The organism is Bacillus sp. ISL-57, from assembly GCF_018613135.1.
Taxonomy (GTDB): domain Bacteria; phylum Bacillota; class Bacilli; order Bacillales; family DSM-1321; genus Peribacillus; species Peribacillus frigoritolerans.
The window spans coordinates 24768-48431 of record NZ_JAGGQV010000037.1 but is presented as its reverse complement, the minus strand read 5'-3'; the positions used below and the strand labels follow the sequence as shown (position 1 = coordinate 48431).

At 42.3% G+C, this 23664-nt stretch carries 24 protein-coding genes; 6 read left to right on the top strand and 18 right to left on the bottom strand.

The features are described 5' to 3' along the window. Window positions 1–206: 206 nt before the first annotated feature. Genes J7I90_RS28310 through J7I90_RS26270 form a run of 3 tightly spaced genes read right to left on the bottom strand, consistent with a single transcriptional unit; the run spans window position 207 to window position 3788 of the window. Window positions 207–938, bottom strand: coding sequence for an MMPL family transporter (locus J7I90_RS28310; protein WP_483861571.1), 732 nt, complete (start codon window positions 936–938; stop codon window positions 207–209). Next, a complete protein-coding gene (locus J7I90_RS26275) occupies window positions 910–3324 on the bottom strand; it encodes an MMPL family transporter (RefSeq protein WP_483861570.1) in 2415 nt (804 codons plus the stop codon). Before J7I90_RS26275 ends, J7I90_RS28310 begins: the two co-directional genes overlap by 29 nt. Beyond that, window positions 3324–3788, bottom strand: a complete 465-nt coding sequence (locus tag J7I90_RS26270) for a MarR family winged helix-turn-helix transcriptional regulator (protein WP_214774732.1) — start codon at window positions 3786–3788, stop codon at window positions 3324–3326. Before J7I90_RS26270 ends, J7I90_RS26275 begins: the two co-directional genes overlap by 1 nt. Before the next feature lie 170 nt (window positions 3789–3958). On the opposite strand from J7I90_RS26270, the gene J7I90_RS26265 reads away from it, so the two are divergent. Next, on the top strand, window positions 3959–4474 hold the full coding sequence (locus J7I90_RS26265; RefSeq protein ID WP_214774731.1) for a YtxH domain-containing protein: 516 nt from the start codon (window positions 3959–3961) through the stop codon (window positions 4472–4474). 350 nt (window positions 4475–4824) lie between these two features. Here J7I90_RS26265 and J7I90_RS26260 read toward each other — a convergent pair whose 3' ends face one another. From J7I90_RS26260 to J7I90_RS26215, 10 genes are all read right to left on the bottom strand, one after another. Continuing rightward, the gene (locus J7I90_RS26260; RefSeq protein WP_214774729.1) at window positions 4825–5715 is read right to left on the bottom strand and encodes a peptidylprolyl isomerase; all 891 of its coding nucleotides are present in this window, start codon (window positions 5713–5715) and stop codon (window positions 4825–4827) included. 322 nt (window positions 5716–6037) lie between these two features. Further along, entirely contained in the window at window positions 6038–7111 is a 1074-nt protein-coding gene (locus tag J7I90_RS26255) for an ABC transporter substrate-binding protein (RefSeq protein WP_214774727.1), read from the bottom strand. Beyond that, window positions 7108–7911, bottom strand: a complete 804-nt coding sequence (locus J7I90_RS26250; protein ID WP_214774725.1) for an ABC transporter permease — start codon at window positions 7909–7911, stop codon at window positions 7108–7110. Before J7I90_RS26250 ends, J7I90_RS26255 begins: the two co-directional genes overlap by 4 nt. 1 nt (window position 7912) lies before the next feature. Then, window positions 7913–8716, bottom strand: coding sequence for an ABC transporter permease (locus tag J7I90_RS26245; RefSeq protein ID WP_134784274.1), 804 nt, complete (start codon window positions 8714–8716; stop codon window positions 7913–7915). After that, window positions 8706–9815 (bottom strand): ABC transporter ATP-binding protein, encoded by a 1110-nt coding sequence (locus J7I90_RS26240; protein WP_214774723.1) that lies wholly within the window; start codon window positions 9813–9815, stop codon window positions 8706–8708. Before J7I90_RS26240 ends, J7I90_RS26245 begins: the two co-directional genes overlap by 11 nt. A 62-nt stretch (window positions 9816–9877) precedes the next feature. Next, window positions 9878–10420, bottom strand: a complete 543-nt coding sequence (locus J7I90_RS26235) for a helix-turn-helix domain-containing protein (RefSeq protein WP_214774721.1) — start codon at window positions 10418–10420, stop codon at window positions 9878–9880. Window positions 10421–10590: 170 nt separating this feature from the next. Continuing rightward, window positions 10591–11976 carry a protoporphyrinogen oxidase gene (locus tag J7I90_RS26230; protein WP_214774719.1) on the bottom strand — a complete coding sequence of 462 codons (1386 nt, stop codon included), beginning with the start codon at window positions 11974–11976 and terminating at the stop codon, window positions 10591–10593. A gap of 179 nt (window positions 11977–12155) precedes the next feature. Then, window positions 12156–12668, bottom strand: a complete 513-nt coding sequence (locus J7I90_RS26225; protein ID WP_214774717.1) for a GNAT family N-acetyltransferase — start codon at window positions 12666–12668, stop codon at window positions 12156–12158. Window positions 12669–12789: 121 nt separating this feature from the next. Further along, window positions 12790–14823, bottom strand: coding sequence for a Na+/H+ antiporter (locus tag J7I90_RS26220; protein ID WP_214774715.1), 2034 nt, complete (start codon window positions 14821–14823; stop codon window positions 12790–12792). A gap of 233 nt (window positions 14824–15056) precedes the next feature. Further along, window positions 15057–15947 (bottom strand): diacylglycerol/lipid kinase family protein, encoded by an 891-nt coding sequence (locus tag J7I90_RS26215; RefSeq protein WP_214774713.1) that lies wholly within the window; start codon window positions 15945–15947, stop codon window positions 15057–15059. A gap of 479 nt (window positions 15948–16426) precedes the next feature. Here J7I90_RS26215 and yhfH (J7I90_RS27910) point away from each other — a divergent pair, with 479 nt between their 5' ends. The 5 genes from yhfH (J7I90_RS27910) to yhfH (J7I90_RS26195) are packed head-to-tail and all read left to right on the top strand — an operon-like array spanning window position 16427 to window position 17246. Beyond that, window positions 16427–16561, top strand: coding sequence for a protein YhfH (gene yhfH, locus J7I90_RS27910; protein ID WP_258249957.1), 135 nt, complete (start codon window positions 16427–16429; stop codon window positions 16559–16561). Window positions 16562–16604: 43 nt separating this feature from the next. Then, on the top strand, window positions 16605–16742 hold the full coding sequence (gene yhfH / locus J7I90_RS26210; RefSeq protein WP_082162914.1) for a protein YhfH: 138 nt from the start codon (window positions 16605–16607) through the stop codon (window positions 16740–16742). Window positions 16743–16771: 29 nt separating this feature from the next. Beyond that, on the top strand, window positions 16772–16909 hold the full coding sequence (gene yhfH / locus J7I90_RS26205; protein WP_076372630.1) for a protein YhfH: 138 nt from the start codon (window positions 16772–16774) through the stop codon (window positions 16907–16909). Between the two features lie 30 nt (window positions 16910–16939). Beyond that, the gene (gene yhfH / locus J7I90_RS26200; RefSeq protein ID WP_082201097.1) at window positions 16940–17077 is read left to right on the top strand and encodes a protein YhfH; all 138 of its coding nucleotides are present in this window, start codon (window positions 16940–16942) and stop codon (window positions 17075–17077) included. A gap of 28 nt (window positions 17078–17105) precedes the next feature. Next, a complete protein-coding gene (gene yhfH / locus J7I90_RS26195) occupies window positions 17106–17246 on the top strand; it encodes a protein YhfH (protein ID WP_082352252.1) in 141 nt (46 codons plus the stop codon). 124 nt (window positions 17247–17370) lie between these two features. On the opposite strand, the gene J7I90_RS26190 is transcribed toward yhfH (J7I90_RS26195), so the two are convergent. From J7I90_RS26190 to preA, 5 genes are all read right to left on the bottom strand, one after another. Further along, complete coding sequence (locus J7I90_RS26190) at window positions 17371–19005, bottom strand: PucR family transcriptional regulator (protein WP_214774711.1); 1635 nt, start codon at window positions 19003–19005, stop codon at window positions 17371–17373. Window positions 19006–19162: 157 nt separating this feature from the next. Beyond that, the gene (locus tag J7I90_RS26185; RefSeq protein WP_214774709.1) at window positions 19163–19381 is read right to left on the bottom strand and encodes a hypothetical protein; all 219 of its coding nucleotides are present in this window, start codon (window positions 19379–19381) and stop codon (window positions 19163–19165) included. Between the two features lie 16 nt (window positions 19382–19397). Beyond that, the gene (locus tag J7I90_RS26180; protein ID WP_214774707.1) at window positions 19398–20882 is read right to left on the bottom strand and encodes an NCS1 family transporter; all 1485 of its coding nucleotides are present in this window, start codon (window positions 20880–20882) and stop codon (window positions 19398–19400) included. 44 nt (window positions 20883–20926) lie between these two features. Further along, the gene (hydA, locus tag J7I90_RS26175) at window positions 20927–22345 is read right to left on the bottom strand and encodes a dihydropyrimidinase (RefSeq protein ID WP_214774705.1); all 1419 of its coding nucleotides are present in this window, start codon (window positions 22343–22345) and stop codon (window positions 20927–20929) included. 13 nt (window positions 22346–22358) lie between these two features. Continuing rightward, entirely contained in the window at window positions 22359–23645 is a 1287-nt protein-coding gene (gene preA / locus J7I90_RS26170) for an NAD-dependent dihydropyrimidine dehydrogenase subunit PreA (protein WP_214774703.1), read from the bottom strand. Between the last annotated feature and the right edge of the window lie 19 nt (window positions 23646–23664).

Genomic DNA, 23664 nt, shown 5'->3' with positions numbered 1-23664 from the left:
TGTAGACGAGAGTAACACCGATTGAGAAAGTTGAAAAACCTGTGTTGCAGATGCAGTTTACAAAACCAGTACGCCTGATTATGTGTATGATGGAACTTATGATTGCAATTCTTCCTCCACCGGGCGAGCTTTTAAATCCATTTCCCATCTTATGATCATTCAAAAAGGGTTTCGGAATGGAGCCCTTCTTTATTTTATAGTCCATTTTATTCCTTATTTTTCAAAAACGGCCACCAATTCGCATTTCCAAACGTTGCAACCATCACCGGAATAAATAATGGCAAGATGACAAATGCATATAAAGCAAGCCCCACCAATATTAAAGTGGCTATTTCCAAGAGCGATAAAACTCCTGCTGGCATCATGGCAGCAAAGGTTCCGCCCAGAATGACAGCCGCCGAGATGATCACCGTTCCCATTTTTCTCATGGACAGTAACATCGCTTCCTTGACCGGCTTATCCTTCCACTCGTTAAAGCGATCCATCAAGAAAATGCTATAGTCAATGCCAAGAGCAATCAAGATGACGAAGGCAAAGAAAGGAACTGCCCAGCCGATGCCGGCATACCCGAGAATATTAACAAAAATCAACTCTGTAATGGCTGCCGCTGTATAATAAGTCAAAACGAGCGACACAATCAAATAGACAGGCATGATCAAGGATCGCAGCATGAAAAAGAGAATGATTGCAATACCCGACAGCATCAAAACGACCGTCCTTGAGAAATCCTCCCCAGACATCAGGCCCAAGTCATGATGTGTACTTGTGATTCCCCCTATCGCCACTTGCGCGTTTTCAAGCTTTGTATCTTTCGTTACTCTTTCAACGGTTGCCTCAATCGAATCGATTTGCTCGATTGCTTCATTGGAATAAGGATTCGCCTTGAACACCACATCCATGGTCATGGTTTTACCATCTTCGGATAAATACGCGTTCAATGCTTCCCCCGAATTCTTCGCTTTCCACTACTTCTTTGGGAATGTACATGCCTGTTACCGTTTTATCCGTTTTTGCCAGCCCTGATAAATAACCCTGTGCGGACGATAGTCCATCATGGACTTCATTCAGACCATCCGCACTTTCATTTAAGCCCTCAGTCAAATCAGTAAGCTGACCGCCGAGTCTTGAAAAACCATTCAGGAGTTCTTGCTGCCCATTACTTAAGCTAGTAAGGCCCCCTTTAAAACCTGACAGATTATTTATGACTTCCCCCTGACCATTAGCCATGGTGCTTAGACCCTTTTGTAAATTGTCAACGCCTGAAATCAATTGGTTCAGGCCCTCCCCAAGAGAATTTTGACCCTTTACGATTTCTGCCATATTTTCATTCGCCGTATTCAAACCGCCGGACACTGAACCAAGATTCGTATTGAGCTCTGAAAGGCCTGCTGCCATGGGCTCCAAGCCACCCTGTGCCCCTTGCACTGTTTGCTTGATCGTTTGATAGGACTGATCAGCCTGTAATTCTGGATGAGTGGCTTCCATTTGCTCAAAGGAAGGATTTAAACCGGCAAGGCTTTGTGATACACCCGTAAGGTTAGTTTGAATTTCTTTATATTGACCTGTGAGCTCACTTAACCCATTAGCTGATTGTTTATAGCCTTCGAGAAGCTGTCCGCTTCCGGCGGCGAGCTTATCCAAGTTTGCCTTGACCTCATTCAATCCGTTTTTTATGTCCCCGGTTCCTGAAGACCCATCACGAATGCCTGCTTCAATGCTTGTTAACGCCTTCTCCACCTGACCTACGCCGCTCTTTAATTCATTGGTCCCGGATATGAGCCCCCCTATTCCGTCCGTCGCTTGCTTCAATCGCGGTCCTGAATCGGATAGCTCACTGCCTGCCGTTTTCAATCCATCGCTGATTTGTTTAATGCCTTCATTTCCTTCCCCGATTCCCTTTTCCAAGGTTTCGGCTTGATTGGAGACAAATAAGTCCTTAATGGGTTCACCTGTCGGGCGTGTCATGGATCGAACTATTTCAACTTGATCCACCTTGACAATTTCCTGGCTGATTTTTTCAGCAAGTGCGACATATTCCTCCGAATCCATGCGTTCGTCATTCTTTATGACAATCTGAGTTGGCATCGATTGTCCCGGGCCGAATTCATCGGAAATGATATTAAATGCCATGATGGAAGGAACATCTTCACCCGCTTCTTCAAGGGAGTTATAAGAAATCTTCCCATCATACATAAACAAAAAGGGAACACAGACGATTGCGACAATCATAAGCGCCAATAATGGGCGGTTCAAGGAGAAGTTGCCAAGAGTTCCCCATAGTTTACTTTCACTATGCGCAAGTTTCCCTTTCGCCGGCCAGAATAGCTTCTTGCCAAGAACCGCCATGAAAAATGGGACGATCGTATATAGGGCGATCATTAATATGAAAACACCTATGGCAACGGCCGCCGCAGATTGATAGAGCTTAAAAGTAGAAAAACCAATTGCCGCAAAGCCAATCATTACAGTCAGACCGCTGAAGAAGACAGTCTTACCGGCGGTTCGGTATGTCTCCACGATGGCTTCAGGCAAGGACTCCCGAGATGATAGCTCCTCCTTGAAACGACTAAGAAGCAGGATGCAATAATCAGTTCCGATTCCAAATAAAATACCAACCAGGAATATTTGGGTGTAAGACGAAATCGGAAAGTCCCATTTATCCACCAGGAATGAGACGATGGATTGGCAACATAAATAAGTGAAACCTACCGTTACCAACGGAATGATCGGTGCCACCACTGAACGGAAGACTATCAGCAACACAGCCAGAATGAAGACAACCGTGATGCCTTCAGTTTTCTTCAGCCCCTCTTGGGAATTCGCATTAAGATCTTCATCGATCATCCAACTGCTTGTATAATAATGCTCGACATCCACTTGTTCCAACTCTTTATAAAGGGCATCGATCACTTCCTTAGCTTCCCGGTCGCCCTTGACCATCGTGATGGATGTCAAAACCGTTGATTCATTCTCCGAGACCAACTGACCTTTTAGCGAGGGCTCTTTAAAATGGGTCATGACCTCTTTGATGCCAAGCTCTGCCTTATTCTTTTCAAGGTTTTGGATCGCTACCTTGATCTCTTTCAATTCCGGGGAAGACAGCTTCTTATCACCATGAAATACGAGGGCCACTTGTGACTCATCTTTATCCTGGATCTCTCTCATTAGCTCATTGGCCATCCCAGAGGAGTACTCTGCCGGTACATCCAGCTGTCCCTTATTCCGGACAAGGTCCGCCATATTCGGTGCCGCAAACAATAAACCTGCCGTAATGGCAACCCAAGCGATAATGACCAGCCATCTTCCCTTTATGATCCCCCTCATTATATTTCCTCCCATTCCTCATTCTTCATTTGAATAAAAATTTGTGAAAGCTTCTCATATGTATCAAGGAATCTGACAATCTCTTCATAATCGAATTTCGTCATGATGCTCTCTACCAATTTATGAATCTTATTTTCCGTTTCCTGCAACAACGCTTCCCCCACTTTGGAAAGCTTCAAGTGAAAGACCCTGCGGTCAACCAGGTCCTGTTCCCTTTCTATCAATCCTTTGCCTTCCAGCCTGTTGATGTTGGACGTGACGGCACTCTTATTAATATAAAAGGCATCACTGATTTCCGTCGATGTACACAAACCCTGTTGTTGAATGAACCGTAAAGTATAGTATTGTTCATTCGTCAGCACATCACAAATCTGATCTTTTATTAATAGCTCCCCCATTTTATTGACATAGAAGGAAACCCTCATATATCGATCAATCAATCCAGTAACTTTTTCATTAGTCATGGTTGCACCTCCATAAAAAGTAGTTCAGTCATTTAACTATATGTAGAGTACTATTGTTTTATTTATTATGTCAATCCCATGACAGTTTATTATTTCCAGTTTAACTTATGGTAAATAAGGGAAAACCCAAAGTAAGCAAACAATCTACTATTCTAAAGGAGGAAATATAAATGACTCAAACAACTATCGAGACTCAAACGAATAGCAAACTTTTAAAAGGCATTCTAATCGGGGGGCTTGTCGGCGGTGCATTGACCTTGCTCGACTCCAACACGAGAAATAAAGTAAAGCGATCTGCCATCCTTTTAAAAGACAACTCCATGAATATGATTGAACAGGTCAAGGAAAATCCCGGCGAAATGAAGGAACAGATGGTATCAGGAGTCAAAGGGGCAACGGAGACGATTAAAGAGGCAATCAATGACGTTGAAACACTATATGAAACTGTCAATGAAGACGTGGTGGGTAAAGTATCTGAAGTAAAGGATATCTCCACTGATGCCCTTGGTACAGCGAAGGACGCAACAAGTGAATTGAAAGACATCAGTTCAAAAGTGGTCGTTGCCGGTAAACAGCTAAAAGAAACGCCAGCACAATCATTGAAATCCAATAATGAAAAAGAGAGTGATGAAATCGTTAAAAAATCAGGACTATCCAATCAAAAATCCATCTCATCCAACTTCTAATATATAAAAAAGCTGAGGCATTATGCCTCAGCTCAGACTGTAGACAAACTCAATGAAAATCGAGTTTGTCTATTTTTATGGCTTGTACAATTTGGATGTTGATTTCCGCTCCAGGCACTCGCTTTCCGCGGGCGGTCGGGGAGCCTCCTCGGCTTTCGCCTGCGGGGTCTCCCCTAGACGCGCATTTCACGCAGGAGTCTCGTACCTTCCGCTCCAATCAACTCTGTATAAAATTTACAGAACCATACCTATGGAGTTGAATGTGTTGCTTTGGGCCAATTGGATTTGGAACATCATTCGATGAAAGGTACACCAGAACCCTTTTTTCATATATCCTTCACTTGATAACCTTATTTAGAGTCCTCCAATTTATTCGTTATATCATGGTCTTTTTTCACTTCGGCTAACCAAACTGGATATTCCTCTTGTAATCTTTCAGAAAGAAGCGTTTCTTTAATTATTTCTTTACTGTCTTCTAAATTAGCTTTTTTCGCTTCCTTCTTACCGGTCACTTTTATGATATGGTACCCATATTCGGTTTTGACTGGATCACTGACTTTATTTATATCAAGATCAAAAGCAACATCTTCAAACTCTTGCACCATATTGCCTTTCCCAAAATACCCTAGGCTTCCACCTTTATCCGCCGTTTCAGTATCAGTGGAATATTCAGCTGCCAACTTAGCGAAATCACCGCCTGCTGCAAGTTCTTTCGCAACCTTTTTAGCCGTTTTTTCGTCTTCGACCAGAATATGGCTAGCTTCCACTTGTTCCGGTTGAGCAAATGTATCTTTATTATCTTCAAAATACGTACTGATTTCATCGTCCGTTATGGTAATTCTCGGTTCGACCAGTTTCTTCGTTTGCAGGTAAACCACGATGTCCTTTTTTAAAGCATCCATTGAAGAACCGCTTGCTTCCAATTGTTCTTTTAACGACTTTTCATCACCATAGGACTCAACCATAACATCGATTTCTTTCTGGATTTCTTCATCCTTAATTTTGATTCCTGCTTTTTCCGCTTCCAATTCAACCAATTTATTCGTAATTAACAGGTCTAAAGTATCTGCTCCGTATCCCGCAACAAGCGCGTCATACAGCTCATCCTCATTGATTTTCTTGCCATCGATACTCGCAATTGTCTTATCCATGGACGAAATCATCGCAAATGCCATGATCCCGGCAATGATTAAAATGCTCCCTGCCCAAATATATGCCTTCGTGCTTTTTAATAGTTTCATGAATAATCTCCCTTAAGTTTTCTATTATGATAGCTTGTAAATATTAATTAATCCTTAAGATTTTAACACAACCTTCAATATGCACTAACTCAATCATTATACTAACATACTTATATCCCTACAGATATTTTAGAGTATTTCATTCTGTTACAGATTTACTTTAAAGTTTTGGTTGTTCATTACAAAAAACGGTATTATACCGTTATATCAACTTTTGATTTATAGGTAACAGAGTGTAATTCGGCCTTTACTCGTGAGTTTCGAGCAAACGAAAAAGCATGGTGTACGGAGGGAATTCCTACACCATGCTTTATTTATTTTGTTATTTACGATGCATCTTGAATTCAAGGAAGAGTTCATTGTAACGGGCCAAGTTTTTCTTCCCAAGGTTTTCATACACTTCCAGTTTCTTCGTCAGTTCAGGTGATGGATAGAAACGTTCATCCTTCACCACTTCTTCAGGCATATATTTAAGTGCTTCTTTATTAGGTGTCGAGTAACTTACATATTCAGCATTCTGAGCCGCAACTTTCGGGTCCAGCATGAAGTTGATGAACTGGTGGGCCGCATCGACATTTTTCGTTGTTTTCGGGATGACCATATTATCAAACCATAGATTGGACCCCTCTTTTGGAACAACGTATTCGAGATCTTCATTTTCAGCCATGATTTCAGAAGCAACTCCCGACCAAACAAGGCCAATCGCCGCTTCCTGGGCTTCCAATAGCATGCGGCTTTCGTCCCCCACTATTGCTTTAATATTCGGGGTGAGGGCATCAAGTTTGGATTTTGCCTCTTGAAGGTGTTCTTCATCTGTATCATTCAATGAATAATTCAAAGAGTTCAGTCCCATGCCCATCACTTCTCTAGCGCCATCCGTCAAAAGGATTTCATTTTTTAAATCTTTATCCCATAAATCCGCCCATGCCGTTATTTCTTTGCCACCGAGCATCTTGGAATTGTAAACAATTCCAACGGTTCCCCAGAAGTACGGGACGGAATATTTATTCTCCGGATCGAATGGCAGATCGATGAATCGCTCATCGATATTTTTCAAATTCGGAAGCTTGGAATGATCCAAGGGAACCAGCAAGTCTTCTTGCCTCATCTTATCGATCATATACTCAGACGGAATGGCAATATCATAAGTCGTACCGCCCTGTTCGATTTTAGTCATCATGGCCTCATTCGAATCGAATGTCTCATAAATGACCTTTATACCTGTTTCTTCTTCAAAACGTTCGATTAGATCCGTATCGATGTAATCGCCCCAATTATAGATGGTAAGCGTATTGCTGCTCGTAAATCCCTGCGCTGAATTCAATTTTGAAATCGCATATAGCAGCAAAGCGGATACGAGGGAAATGAGCAAAAACATTTGGAGAATCCTTTTCATCGTTTCCCCCCCATTCCCGTTTGCCTAACACGTTGAGTTATAAAGTAATAGACGACAACCAACAGCAGTGTCACGACGAACAGCAGTGTCGATAGTGCATTGATATTCAATGAAATTCCACGGCGGGCCAATGAATAGATTTCCACGGAAAGAGTGGAGAAACCATTACCGGTCACAAAGAACGTTACCGCAAAATCATCAAGTGAATAAGTCAATGCCATAAAAAAACCAGCAAAGATACCTGGCAAGATGTATGGAAGGATGACCTTCGTCAATACATCCCACCGGCTTGCCCCTAAATCCCGGGCCGCATCGATTAAAGTGGGGCTCATTTCCTGAAGTTTCGGAAGGACCAGCAGCACAACGATCGGGATACTGAAGGCGATATGTGACAACAGTACCGAGTAGAATCCAAGCTTGATCCCGGCCATTGTGAATAAAATCAGGAAGGAAGCGCCGATGATCACATCGGGACTGACAATCAATACATTATTCAATGACAATACCGTATTCTTAGCTTTTCTGCTCGTAAAGGAGCGAATTCCAATTGCCCCTATCACCCCGACGATCGTTGCGATCAGTGCAGATAATAAAGCTATCACAAGTGTATTCAATACAATGATCAACAGCCTCGTATCTTGGAACAGCTCCTTGTACCACTCCATCGTGAACCCTTTAAAGTCATACATCGTTCCACCGCTGTTAAAAGAGTAAAAGACTAAAAAGAAAATCGGTGCATAGAGAATGAGAAAAATCAAAACGAGAAACGCTTTTGATATTGGTGATAATTTATTGCCCAATTTACACACCCTGCTTTCGGTTACCCGTTACAAACATAATCAGGAACATTATAATAATCAAAAATACCGCGATTGTGGAACCCATCCCCCAATCCTGTGTTACAAGGAAGTGCTGCTCGATAGCCGTACCAAGCGTAATGACTCGGTTACCGGCAATCAATCTTGTAAGCATGAACAATGAAAGTGCGGGGATGAAGACTACTTGGCATCCCGTCTTTACCCCATCTAACGTCAATGGAAAAATGACACGGCGGAATGTCATCCATCGGGACGCTCCCAAGTCATTGGCCGCATCCAAAAGGGTTGGATTCATTTCATCAAGCGCATTGAATATCGGTAAAATCATAAACGGGATGAAAATATAAACCGAAACGAATATGAAGCTGAAATCCGTAAAGAGAATCTGCTGCTTTCCGATTCCTATCGCTTCCAGAAAACCATTCGCCACACCATACGTGCCAAAAATTCCAATGAAGGCATAAGCCTTCAAAAGTAAATTGATCCAGGAAGGCACGATAATCAGCAAAAGCCACAACTGCTTATGCTTGGTTTTCGTTAACAAATAGGCTGTCGGGTAAGCCACTATAAGGGATATTCCCGTAATCAGGAATGCATACCAAAATGAGCTTAATGTCATTTTTAAATATACTGGCGTAAAGAACTTTTGATAGTTAATCAATGATAAATTGCCTTCAATATCAAAGAAGGAATAGTAAAGGATTAACAAAATGGGTGCGATCACGAATAAAGCAATCCATAAGACATAGGGTATGAAGTAAATATTCCGGGATATTTTATTCTTCATGACTTTCCCCATCATGATACGCTTCCAGACGCTTATCGAATTCTTCTTCAGTTTCACCCAATCGCATGACATGGATCGATTCCGGTTCGAAATAAAGACCTATTTCATCTCCGACTGCCACTTTTTTCGTTGATTGGACAAGCCACTCATTTCCATCATGGTCATAACAGCTGATTTCATAATGAACACCGCGAAATAGCTGGGAGTCCACCCGAACTTGCAGTTTTCCGCGATCGATGGAAGTGATCTCTAAATCTTCCGGGCGGATGACAATATCGACAGCTTCATTACTGTTCAATCCTTGGTCAACACATTCGAACTGTCTGCCGACGAATTCCACGAGGTAATCTTCAATCATTTTTCCTTTTACAATATTGGACTCACCGATGAAGTCGGCAACGAATCGATTCAGCGGTTCATCATAAATATCCGTAGGGGTCCCGCTTTGCTGGATTTTCCCTTTGTTAAGGACAAAAATCTCATCTGACATCGCTAATGCTTCCTCTTGGTCATGGGTGACGAAAATAAACGTGATTCCCAACCTCTGTTGCAGCTCCCGCAATTCATATTGCATTTCTGTACGCAATTTCAGATCGAGGGCAGATAGCGGTTCATCCAGGAGGATGACTTCAGGTTCATTAACAATAGCTCTCGCAATCGCTACCCGTTGCCGCTGACCGCCGGACATTTCCCTGATCTCCCGTTTTTCATACCCTTCCAAATTAACAAAGCTGAGGGCTTCCTTCACCTTGATTTCCACTTCCGAATTCTTCATTTTTTTGATCCGAAGACCAAATGCTACATTTTCAAACACATTTAAATGCGGAAACAGTGCATAATCTTGAAATACCGTATTCACTTGCCTTTTATTGGCTGGCACATCATTGATCTTTTTCCCTTCAAAGTAAATATCACCTTTGGAAGCTTCCGTAAATCCGGCAATCAAACGAAGGATCGTGGTCTTCCCACATCCGGAAGGACCCAATAGCGTATAGAACTTCCCTCTCTCGATTTCAAAACTAACATTATCGAGAACCACCGTTTCATCATCAAATTGCTTCGTAACCTGATCGAAGCGTATTATATTCCCATTTGCCATAGCTTCTACCCTCTCTCCATTCCCTTACTCATCAATCTTCAACGATTGCATTTTTTTGAATTCTATAAGTATGATTCCGTCACCACGAGTAATAACTCGGACGGACCTTCAAAATCATTGATGATTTGATGTTCATCTGAAGCATGAAAATAAATCGATTCCCCTGCCTTGACGAAATACGTATGTGTCCCTAGCTTTACAATGACTCTTCCGCTTAATACATAACCGAATGTTTCCGACAAGGATGGTTCAAATTGTTTGAACTCCCCTTCTTCCTGGAGAGTCAGGCGAATAGGTTCCATTTCCTTTTCATTCGATTCAGGCACGAGCCACTGAATTTGGTATCCCCGTTCCTCATCGATGAAAAACGTTTGTGCATCTTCTTCATACACTACTTTTTGGACTTGATCCTCATCATCGAAGAACTGTTTCGGCTTGCAGCCGAGTACTTCTAAAATATTGAAAAGAGTTTCAATCGAAGGGGAACTAAGATCCCTTTCCAACTGCGAAATATATCCTTTGCTTAAATCCGTTCTTTCGCCCAATTCTTCCTGGGTCAATCCTTTTTTCAAGCGAAGGTTCTTTATTTTTTTTCCAATTTGCATTCCATAACCCTCAATCGGTTTACTTATAGTAAACACATAGTAGATAAAGTTTTATATAAGTAAACTTTCAGTTTAATTTTACGAATATCATTATACAGTAAATGCCGGAAACTTCAAACGGAATTTCCGGCATTCATTAAAAAAAGGACTGCCGCCTGGCAGTCCCCCTTTTACAACTTCAGACATATCTCTTCCGCTTTCTTTTCCCCATCAGCTATACAATCAGGGATTCCGACTCCATTGTATGAACAGCCCGCAAGTAAAACATTCGGATATTTCTCGGAGATTTTCGCCTCCAGTGATTGAACGATTTGAGGATGTTTAATATGGTAGTTCGGCATATTTTCCTGCCATTTCGTCACTTCACTCGTAATTGGATTCCCTGAAATGCTTAGACTGTTCTTAATGTCGAGTAAAGCCACGGAGATCAATTCCTGGTTTGTAAGGGACTGTAATCGTTCATAGTCCGGACCAGAGCTTTTATAAAAAAGCCTCACCAAAAGCTGACTGTCTTCTGAAGTATGCTCCCATTTACGGCTTGTCCAGGTGCATGCATTACAGATCAAATCACTATTATCGCCTGCAATGAAACCTGTCCCGTCTTTAGGAAGCATGCTATCCGGGATATCGAATCCTAGATAAACGCTAATCATCGAACTATTGATCAAACCGTTGAAGTCCTCATCCAACTCCCGATCCCCCAATAATTTCTGGGCAATTGTATGCGGTGTACTCAATACGATAAAGTCCGTTTCCAGCGTTTCACCGTTTGCCAATGAAATGATGTACGACTCATCATTTTTTTCGACTTTATCTACACTGACCCCTTTTAATATCTCGACCATATCGAGGCTTTCCTCTATTCTTTCCACCAATGTTGACAAGCCATTTTTAAACGAAAGGAACTTCTTATTCCCCTTGCTTTTGTATTTCTGCTTATTTTCCGATAGACCTCGAATTATACTGCCATATTCATTTTTATAATCCAGCATCTCCGGAAGTGTTTTGGCAATGGTCAATTCATTTAATTTTCCTGAGTAAACACCTGATAGGACAGGCGATATCTGCTTTTGCACCAATTCCTTGCCTAAGAAACTTTCAAGAAATAAACCGATGGAGTCATTCTTCGTAAATGTCTCATTTTTTGTGTAGAAATCCTTTAAGGCGTCGACCTTCCCTTGAGCGGAAACCAGATCACTTTTGGCCAGTGACTCCAGGCTCATTGGTATTCCGAATAGGGCATCTTCGGGGATTCCCTTCAGCATCCCATCTGTATGAATGAATGATTTTCCCGTCGCGTTATAGACGACTTGGTCCTCCAGGTTCAATTCTTTAAGAAATGGCTGTATATTCTGTTTCCTGGCGACGATCGAATCGGCACCCGCTTCAATTTTAAAAGGACCATCGTGCACAGTCCTTATTTTACCGCCTAGTTCCTCATTTCCTTCTATTAATATTAATCGTACGGAGAGACTCCTCGCTTTAACTGTCTTTTGTAAATAATACATGGTTGATAAACCGGTAATGCCTCCACCTACGACTACGACTGTTTTCATTAGGACTACACCTCGATTAAGATTTTGCAATAAGTAAAGTGTACCATAAGGCAGCAGCATTATTAAAAGCAGCCCTTCTAAAATCATCGGTTACATAATGAAACCTGTAACAAATTGGACAAAAAAAGACCTCCCCTTTTGGAAAAGTCCACTTGCCAATTTTATTTGTTATTCCTCCCTTATTCGATATCCTTGTTCCCCATATCCAATCTATATTCCATTATCTCCATCAACCCGCTTCTGCCTTCCTTCTGAATGCCTGTATCCTTAAACCCCGATTTCGCATAAAGCGTTTTTGCATTCACGTTCATGACGTCCACTGCCAGAATGATCGAATCCTTGTTTGGAAAAATCCCTTTTGCGAATTCTGGAAGGCTTTGCAAGGCTTTCTTCGCAATCCCTTTTCCCTGATGTTTTTGATCAACAAGAAATCCCCTGAGCAATATCGCTTTTTTATCGCTGGTGAAAGGGGTGATGTTTTCGCCAATGTGTAAAACGAAAAAGCCAACTGGGATATCATTGGCCAATATTACGAAAGGGTACCTGTCGCAATCTTCCCGGCAATATTTCAGTGACTCTTCCGGCAGTGCTGAAAAAGGGGTTTGTGTATTCGGTAAATAAAACTGGGAAAGCTGGTGAAGGTGTTCCGGTATATAAGGCGTTAAAGTTATGGTCTCGATTTCCTTTTCCATTACTCACACTCTCTTTCATTAATATTCAATACATTAATGATTCGATGCCCCGTCCGATATTCCCTTCACAAACGAGAAGGAGCACTGCTGAATATAAATCGGCAGTGCTCCTTCCGTAAAATCAATGTGTATTTTCATTGATTGTCAATGCTTCCCGTAAATTGATTTGCTGGCGGAGTATGTTGGCAACATCACGGGAGATTTGTCGTTTTTCAAACATATCTTGCACTTCGTCCCGTTCTGCCTGGATTGCTTTATAGAACAGTTCTCTTTCATACTCAGCCATTTTATTAGGGGTACGGCCTCTGTTCTCACGTTTGCATTTTAAAATCAACACTTTATACTCTTCTATGATCATCGAGGATGTCTTATGATTATCGGCTGTAATTCCGGCCTGTATCTCTTGGATGGCGGCTTTATACATCCTGATTTTAAGATCCCTGACCTTTTCTAATCTCTTAAGATTGATTTTTCTTATTTCACTTTTATTAGGGAAAAATAATTTTAAAACCCTCAGCATACTTCTCCTGAACAGCGTTACTGACCTAAAAAAACGGAACTTCAATCGATTGGTTACGGCACCTTCCATACGCTGGATGTATTCCTTGCATATATACGCCGTCTCCCGGTCCACTTTTTCATCCTTAATAAGTTTATCCAGGAATCTTTGCTCTGCTTCAAGTGCCTTGAAGCGAAGCTCCTTCTCTTCTTCCCTTAATGCAGCCGGTTCTTTCTCCTGTTCTACATAGGACAGTTCATTGATCTTGGTACAATACCTGGAAATGATCGACAAAGCAGCTTCCCGGTTTTCATCTGTCATTTGGGACTCAATCACCCGAATAGCGGCTTGATGTGAGTGGATGGCCGCAACTTTCGTTTTGTCAGCCTGTTTATCCACCACTTCCTCTTCTTCCGAATGTGCCACGATTGGCAGGAATACACTCGCAACAATCAGTGTCAGCAATATGACACCTGCTGCAATGAAAATGATTAACGAACGCTCAGGAAAAGGACTTCCATCTGCCAACACATATGGAATCGAGAACGAACCCGCTAACGTTACAGCTCCACGAACACCGGAAATGGTAATGATCCCGGCCGCTTTGAAGTCCGGTTTTTGGGCTCCCGCTTTTTTCGTCATCCAGCCAATCGACCAGGCAGCCGTAAGCCAAATGAATCGTAAAGCGAAAAGGAAAAGTGTAATGATCACGATATAAAGGATCACTTGTCCATTATTGAAGGCTGGATCTTGAAAGATCGTTTTCGCAACGCTTGGGATTTGCAAGCCAAGCAAAACGAATACAAGACCATTCAATACATATAAAATGACGGACCATGTACTCTTTGAAACAACTTGAAGTTCCACTGTTGGTGAAATTTCCCGATCTCGTTCAATGGCATGGACAATTCCCCCAGCCACGACTGCCAAAATCCCAGAAAGGTGGAAATGTTCCACAGCGAGGAAAATAATAAAAGGAGTCAGGATTTGGATAAGCATATGCATCGTGACATCTTCCATCCCTAAACGGCGAAGAAATACGCGAAGCCTGATAATGATGAAAGCTATTACCGCCCCACCTACAAACCCACCAATTGCAATCCATATGAAACTGAAGGTTGCGTCGACTAAGGAGAAAACACCAGTGACTGTAGCTGCAACGGCAAACTTAAAGGCAACTAAGCCTGAGGCATCATTCATCAGCCCTTCGCCTTCGAGAAGGTGCATGATGCTCTTCGGCAATTTGACCCGACTCGCCAAAGCGCTTACTGCCACTACATCCGTAGGTGACAAAATGGCGGCCAAAGCGAACGCTGCCGGCAATGGTATCGAAGGGATCATCCAATTAATTAAATATCCGCCTGCCCAAACCGTTATGAATACGAGGCCCAGTGCAAGCATCAGAATGGGTGCTCTCAACTTCCACAGTGCTGTTCGGGGTACATTTTTGCCATCATTGAACAATAGGGGGGCGATGAATAATAGCAAAAATAATTCCGTCTCCATCTCAACATGCATACCCAGGGGTAAAAGTGCCAATATGACACCGAGTGCTATTTGTATTAATGGTACAGGAATAAAGGGTATAAAATGGTTAATTACATTAGACACTCCAATCAATATTAGAAGGGCTAATATAACAAGAAAAAACTCCATACAAACATCAAACTTCCTCTCTCATCTATAATCATAACTATAAGCGTAACATATTTATACCCAGTCAATCATGCATTAACTATTCTAACCTGGAATCCTTCTGAATAATGATACCTTTTATCAAAAGCGAAGGAGTTTACATTGTTTACGATGAACAACCGCAAAGAAAAAGCTGATCGGCTAAACCATGATCAGCTTTTCCCACATGATGAATGAAGTGGGGACTAAACGACTCATTTAGTTCCAGGGACGAATAGACGAATGTGTTTATGCAGTACATTTGCCTGGAAAGGAAGAAGAAAGCCTTCATCGCCATCGATATTGACTGCAAGTTCCTCTGACGTGGTTAAATGGAGCTTGGATGTTTTAATATATTCAACTTCGTCATTCCCCATGATCTCCCCCCTGATCAAACTGGGAATGATCTTGACGATGAGAGGAAGAGATAAATCCTTAATGATGAATGTGTGCAGCTTTCCATCATTCACTTCCGCCTCTGGTGCAAGTTGTTCAAAACCGCCGACAGAGTTAGTCATGGTTGCAATTAGTAAATGGGCCTCCCCCATCCACTTCCCGTGATCATGTACAACCGTTAAAGGAAACGGAGTCTTTTTAATGATCGCTTTTGCTCCTTCAATGAAATAGGCAAAAGATCCAAGACGGGTTTTTTGTTCAACGGAAACATTATAGGTGGCCTCCGCGATTGCCCCTACGGCCAACACATTCATGAAGTAACGGTCATTGATCTTCCCTATATCCGATTCCTTAATATGCATATCCTTAAATATCTCGATGGCTGCATTGGGATTCAGTGGTATTCCCAAAGACCTGGCGAAATCATTGATGGTTCCTAGTGGAATGATCCCGAAGATAGGCCGATGCTGCTGCTCGCCCAAGCCATTCACTATCTCGTTCACCGTTCCATCACCACCCATGGAAATGACAGCATCGAATCTTTCTGCACAGGCCTCCTTTGCAAAACCCGTCGCATCCCCCTCTCCTTCCGTTTTACGAACGCATACCTCATCAAAAAGTTCCCCTAGTGCCTTTTCCGCTTTCGGCAAAATCTTCCCTGCCTTTTCCTTGCCTGAAGATGGATTGACGATAATCATCGCTTTCGACATATGCTACCCCCCATTATTGTACTTCTACTAGCAAGTTACCTCTTTACTGAAGTATTAAAACCATACAGACAGGAACTTACATATAATCGCCGCCGTTTGGATATTGCCGACATTTTAGAACAAGCACTTTTATGTTACATCGACTGTGAAACAAGCATTCAATAATCACACAACTCCCTGTTTCCCATCTGTTATATTAATGCCCCACTCAACACATTGAAAATTGTTTGTCCGCTTCACTCCCCCATTGTTTTTTCGTTTTATAAAAAGCATTATTTCCTTCATTTCCTACTTGCAATGGAGAAAAATAAAAAAATATACAGATGATAAATCCCTTTCCAATGGGATTTTCACACTATGGCTGAAAAAAATTTCAAATTTTCTGTAAAATACCTATACATTTTCCAAATTCGGGTATATACTGTATTATAACAACAGACAAACATCAAAAACTGTACTATAAAGAAGGGGAGCGAGACATGCAAGCAAATCAATCAGATTTACTCATAATCGATTCATTTAAACATTGCCCGGAATGTGGTGAAACACATGTGGACCATTCAAATTCCTATCTGATGGAATGCGATCGCTGCCTTTCCAAACGTGAAGAATAAAGTGACAGGAAAATATATCCAATGTTAAAAGGAGGAAATCATCATGCAAATGAAAAAATCCATTGAGTTTTTTAACAATATACCTGCTAAACATTGCCCTGAGTGCGGTGACCATATTATCGAGCATGCTGAATCCTACTTAATGGAATGTGACCGCTGCCTTTCCAGACGCGAAGACTGATTAAAGCGAATCAAAAAGGAGGAACCATCATGCAAACTATAAATCCACTGGAATTCTTCAGGACACTGCCGCCTAAACAATGTTCGGAGTGCGGAACCCATATCACTGAACAAGCTGAATCTTACTTGATGGAATGTGACCACTGCCTTTCCAAACGCGAAGACTGATTAAAACCAAATCAAAAAGGAGGAACCATCATGCAAACCAAAAACCCACTGGAATTCTTCAGGACACTGCCGCCTAAACAATGTTCGGAATGCGGGACCCATATCATTGAACAAGCTGAATCCTATCTCTTGGAATGTGACCGCTGCCTTTCCAAACACGAAGACTGATTAAACCAAATCATAAGGAGGAATCATCATGCAAACCAAAAACCCATTGGAATTCTTCAGGACACTGCCGCCTAAACAATGTGCAGAATGCGGGACCCATATCATTGAACAAGCTGAATCCTACCTCTTGGAGTGTGACCGCTGCCTTTCCAAAAAAGATGAATATTAATAAAGAATGCTGACATCAAGGAGCTATATAGGCCATTTTGATGTCAGCATTAACCTTGTTATCTGCCTCCCTTTTGCATTCAAAAAAGGATGTCCCCTGGACACCCTTCAGTCTTACTATCTTTTCATCTCCCAATATATTTATCTACATATTTCCCACTGACCTTCCTGCTGCTGTATTGTAAGAAGTCCAATGCAAAAATCATGAATTCAAGGCCCAGACGCTTATCGGAACGCATAAAATCAGAACCTAGCAGTTTCTCCAATTTTTCAAGCCTATGATATAACGTTTGCCGGACAATGAATAATTGTTTTGATGTTTCCTGTTTAGAACCGTTACAGGCAAGGTATGTCTTCAGGGTAGGCATTAGCTCTCCATTGTATTGCTTGTCGTATTCAATGACAGGACCTAAATATTCATATACCGTTTCCTCCAGATTGCCATGTTTATTTATGAGTGAAATCATGCGATGCATATGTAAGTCCTGATAAAAGAAGCTCCTGTCATCCTCTGGTAACGTATCCTGAAGCAGCAAGGTCTCACGGGCCGTTTCATAACTTTTATAAATCTCACTTAACCTTTGAACATGCTTACCAAAACCAATGGAAAGCAGCCCCATACGATTACGCCCGCTTACATCCATTTTCATGATTCGATCCACCGCGCTTGTAACCCTTGATTTCCAATCTTCGGATGAACGATTATCACCTAAAATAAAAACAAGATGCTGATGTATTTCCATGGAGAATATCTGAAAGCCGTACTGTTCAAAAACAGTTCTGAACATGATCTTAAAATAGGTTCCATCTAATTTTGCGGAATTCTTATTATACTTTGGGTGTTGTTTGCAAATGCAAACAATTCCGCCATCCAACTGCATTTTCGGATCAATATAGGAAAGCCTTTCCCGGATTGCTTCGTCACTATATTCACCTTCAATCCAATTTGTAAGCCATATACTTTCTTCCGACATTTTCTTTTCTTCTATATATAACTCCCTTAATAGATGCTGTGCCAATGCGGTAGCCGTTCGATCCAAAATCAATGAATCAAAATCCGTCAACTCCCTGTCGTTGCTGCAAATGAGCAGTTCAGCATAATTTTCACCGAGCACTTGAATCGGCTGTCCAAGAACGGTTTTATCCAATTTCCGCTTCTCTTCATATATGTCCGCTACCATTTGATAGGTTGTTTTTTTCTTAATTTTTGGAATGGTGGCTATATCATTTTCATTAAAGATAAGAATAACCTGTACATTTAAATAGCTGTGGAGAAATTTTAGAATTGGTTCATAATGGTCAATTTCGAGGAGATTTTTATTTAACTGCTGTGAGTAGTTCTCTAAGTTGGAGATCATCTGATATTGTTTATTGATGATAAGGGAATGTATATCCTGCGTGATTTCCACGAAAGGGACTTCTTCATGAAATAGGATGATAGGGAATTGCCGTTCATTAGCGAGATCGATGGCACATTGCGGCACTGCCATCGTGTTGGCGCCAATCTCTATACAGAGTCCAGCTGCCTCGCATTCTATTAACTGTCTTAAGTAGGATAGAAAAGTGTCATCGCAGTCTTTCCACCCTAAACCGGTAGTCAGTATCAGTTCGTTTCCATTTAACAAATGGCTGATTTGGGTGACCTCCATGCAGTGGACCCACTTCACTTGACGCTTTATCCCACTGCTGCCCGCAATTATATCCGTCAGATTAAAATGCTTGCGTGTTAGAATTTCCTCGATTGTAATCGATGTATTCATCCAACCACATCCTTTTATAAAACTGCTTTAAAATCTATTATAAACGGACAACCCTTAAATCTCCAGACACTTGTCAGAAAATCTAACGTCAAAATTCTACAAAAAACTCGACCAAAAAGGACCCATTCGTGAGGAATAGGCCCGGTCCATAACTATTTCAATTCAATTTTTTTTTTAAAAGCAATGTAGAGAAGTATTTCCTTCCTTCCGGGGTTTTGATGTTCAATTGCTTCCATTCCTGCTTCGTTCCTTCAATCAGTTCAAAATCGAGAAAGGCTCCACTTAAACTTTCGGAAACCCGGGTGATTCGATATCCTCTTTCAAGCAAAAAATCGATTTGTTCCCTTTCTAAGCGATATTCTTGATATTCGGACATTTCCATTCCCCCTTTTTCAAACGTTCTCCTTGCCGGTCGAAGCCGTAAAAACCATCTCTTCGTCAAGTTCTGGACCTTTCCCGATTATCCAATCCCTTCCAACTGAAATGCCTAAATATTTCTCATCGCTCGGATCGATGATTTCAGCTTGTTCATACCGCTTGAACCACCAATATTTAGCTAATATAAAATAACTTGCACCGCCGAGAAGGAAACCGATAATAAACGAATAATTTGAAAATATCGTTGCACCGATTCCTCCAATCACCCAAGAAATGATTCCTGCCCAATTCACTCCATTCAAGTACTTATACTGGCCTTCACTTTCATAGAGTTCTTGTACATTCACTCTCCGTTTACGAAGGAAATAGTAATCCGCTACCAGGATGCCGACAATGGATGCCAGGATTCCACCTATTATTAATAAAACTTCTATTATGATGCCAAACAGGCTCCATGGCTGAACGACTATCCCAATAACCCCGGCTACAACGACTCCCGCCCAAAATGGCATTTTAGGACCCAAGACATTGGAGAAAATGGTAGCTGCGGGAACGACATTGGCCGTGGTATTCGTCGACCATTGAGCAAATACGATCATGATCAAAAGGACGCCGAGGGCAATTCCGCTTGCTGATCCCTGTATGGCAACTACAGGATCATAATTGGAAACAGCCATATAAGAAACCGCTCCGATAATCACCATGAACGTCTGGGTGATGGGATAGGTGATAATATTCCCAATTATTTGCCCCTTATTGCGCTTGAACCAGTTTTTTTCATTTTTTGGTGCCTTAATATAGCGGGAAAGCGTGGGCATATCTGCAGTCAACGTGCCCCAAAATCCCATATTTGCCATAATGACGACCATGAAGGCCGTTGCGGCAGCCCCGCCAGTGACCGGACTCTCAATCCAGGACCATACCTCCCTTCCTTGGGCCACAGCCTGATCGGACAGGGTGAAATACATCCAGCCAGAAATTAAAATGATGACGGGCGCCGCCAAATCGGCGAATCGTTCAATCGACTTTATTCCCATTGCCGTGTTGACTAATTGTAAAACGGCAAAAATGAGGAAGCAGATAAACCAATTATCAAAGTCAAAAAGAGTGGTAAAGATAGCGTTCATTGCAGTGGCTCCAAAGTAAGTATTGAGGCCGAACCAGCATGACGCTACAAAACCGCGTACAACCGAAGGGATGTGGGTGCCAATCGTACCGAACGGCGCCCTCATATAGACTGGGAATGATATTCCATGTTCAACACCGATATCCCCTGTCATTGTCATCAAAAAGCCGAGAACCACACAGGCAATGACCGTTGCAAGAACGACCCAGCCTAAGGACAAACTTTGAACACCGTTCCCACCTATCGCGAAGGCGGCCAATACTACAGCCATGCCCACCCAAATGAAACCAAATCCGGCTGCACTTATGTTTTTCTCACTATGGGGTATAGGCAGCAAATCGGGAGACTTTAAATAATCTTTCTTCTCACTCATAAAAATCCCCCTAAATTAATTTGCAAGATTCCTTACCGAAGTTTTTAGACTGTAAGCTTTTTCCCGGTATCCGGCGTCAGCGCCGCATTATATTTTGCCCGTTTCAAAAATTGCCCTTTTCCAGCTTCGCCTACAAATTGCTTGTCTTTAATGACGAATTGACCTCTCGATAAAACGGAAACCGGTTCACCCTTAATTTCCATACCCTCAAACGCATTATAATCCACCGCCATGTGATGAGTATCTACAGAAATGGATCTTTCAACTTTCGGGTCAAAAATGACAATATCTGCATCCGAGCCTACTGCAATCGTCCCTTTCTTAGGGAATAATCCAAATAGTTTGGCAGCACGCGTAGAGGTCATGTCGACGAATTGATTCAAGGTAATGCGCTCTTTCATGACCCCTTCAGAAAAGAGGATGCTCATGCGGTCCTCAATCGTTGGGCCGCCGTTCGGTATTTTCGTGAAATCTTCACGTCCAAGTTCCTTCTGTCCCTTAAAATCAAAAGAGCATTGATCGGAGCCGATCGTTTGCAGCTGCCCCGTTTTCAAAGCATTCCATAGCACTTCCTGGTTTTTCTTCTCCCTTAACGGCGGGGACCATACATACTTAGATCCTTCAAAATGGGGCTTTTCAAGATATGACTGGTCAAGAACCAAATATTGCGGACAAGTCTCACCCCAAATATCCACCCCTTTATTTCTTGCCTCAGTGATCTTTTCAACCGCCTCTTCACAGGTGACATGAACGACATAGAGCTGGCCATTTGCCATTTCCGTCAGTTTAGCTGCACGTCCAGTTGCTTCCCCTTCAAGCTCCGGCGGTCTTGTCAGTGCATGGTAAATTGGATCGGTGTTACCTTCAGCAAGCGCCTGCTTTGTAAGATAATCGATGACATCACCATTTTCAGCATGAACCATGACAAGTGCGCCAAGTTCCTTCGCTTGCAGCAAAGTGCGGTATAGCGTGGCATCATCCGCTTGAAAAACATTCTTGTAAGCCATGAACACTTTAAAGGAGGAAATTCCTTCATTATCGATGATACTTGGCAACTCAGCCAATACATCATCATTAATCTCACTGATCATTAAATGAAAACCATAGTCTATGGCCGCTTTTTCATTGGCCTTTTCATGCCATGTTTCAATTGCTTTCTTTAAAGGCACCCCTTTTTCGGTCAGACAAAAATCGATGATCGTTGTCGTGCCTCCATACGCAGCAGCGATTGTACCCGTTTCATAATCATCCTTTGTCGTTGTCCCGCCAAACGGCATATCAAGGTGGGTATGCGGATCAATGCCCCCCGGAAAAATATATGCGCCTTTTGCATCAATGATTTCAGCCCCCTCAGCCGTCAGGCCCTTGCCAATCATTGCAATCTTCTCATTTTCAATCAATATATCCGCTTGATACGTATCCGCAGCCGTTGCAATCGTTCCATTTTTAATGAGTTTCTTCATTTCGACCCCTCCATCATTTTACGAAATCAACACTTTCACTGCTTATGCCCCCAAGGAACGATTGGCGTTCATTCCACGTCATTGGCGGTAATTCATTTGTCAATTCGATCATATCGATCGCCCCATCGACCGGACAGACGATCGAGCAAAGATTACAGCCTACGCAATCCTCTTCGCGCACTCTTAAGAATGAGCTGCCTGACGTGTCCTTTAACATATCAATACATTGATGAGATGTATCTTCACACGCAATATGGCATTTATTGCAGTTAATGCACACATCATTATTAATGCGCGCAACGACCTTATAATTAAGATCTAAGTTCCCCCAGTCGGAATAGCGCGGTACGGACTTACCGACAATATCCATCACGGAGGATATCCCTTTTTCATCAAGATAATTGGACAGGCCATCGATCAAGTCTTCAACTATTCTAAAACCGTGATGCATGGCAGCCGTACAAATTTGCACTCCAGTCGAACCCATCAGCAAAAATTCCACCGTATCCTGCCAATTTGAAATGCCTCCAATTCCCGAAATGGGAACATTGATCATTTTATTCCTTGCACACTCTGCCACCATATTCAAAGCAATCGGCTTCACAGCGGGACCGCAATACCCTCCGTGAGCACCCTTGCCGCCTACATGTGGAATCGTATTCCATGAATGGATATCCACTCCTGCCAAGCTGTTGATCGTATTGATCATGCTTATTGCATCCGCCCCGCCGCGCACCGCCGCTTCAGCCGTAACCGTAATGTCGGTTATATTGGGCGTAAGCTTGACGATGACGGGTTTGGATGCAGCTTCCTTCGCCCAGTATGTTTGCTTTTCAACCAGTTCGGGAACCTGTCCCGAAGCAGCTCCCATCCCACGCTCTGCCATACCGTGCGGGCAGCCAAAGTTCAACTCGTAACCATCGACCCCTACATCTTCTATGCGTTTGATGATCTCATGCCACTTTTCCTGTTGTGGCTCCACCATCACCGATGCAATGATTGCATGACCAGGGAACCTCTTCTTCGTTTCATATATTTCTTTCAGATTCACTTCCAGCGGACGGTCCGTTATCAATTCTATATTGTTGAACCCGGCAACTCTTTGTCCATTAAAACTGACCGCTGCAAAACGTGATGAGACATTCAGGATGGGTTCACCCAAAGTCTTCCAAACTGCTCCTCCCCAGCCAGCTTCAAATGCACGCTGAACTTGATAACCCGAATTAGTAGGTGGTGCTGAAGCAAGCCAAAAAGGATTGGGAGATTTAATACCCGCAAGATCAATTGATAAATCAGCCATGATAAGCCTCCTAATTTTC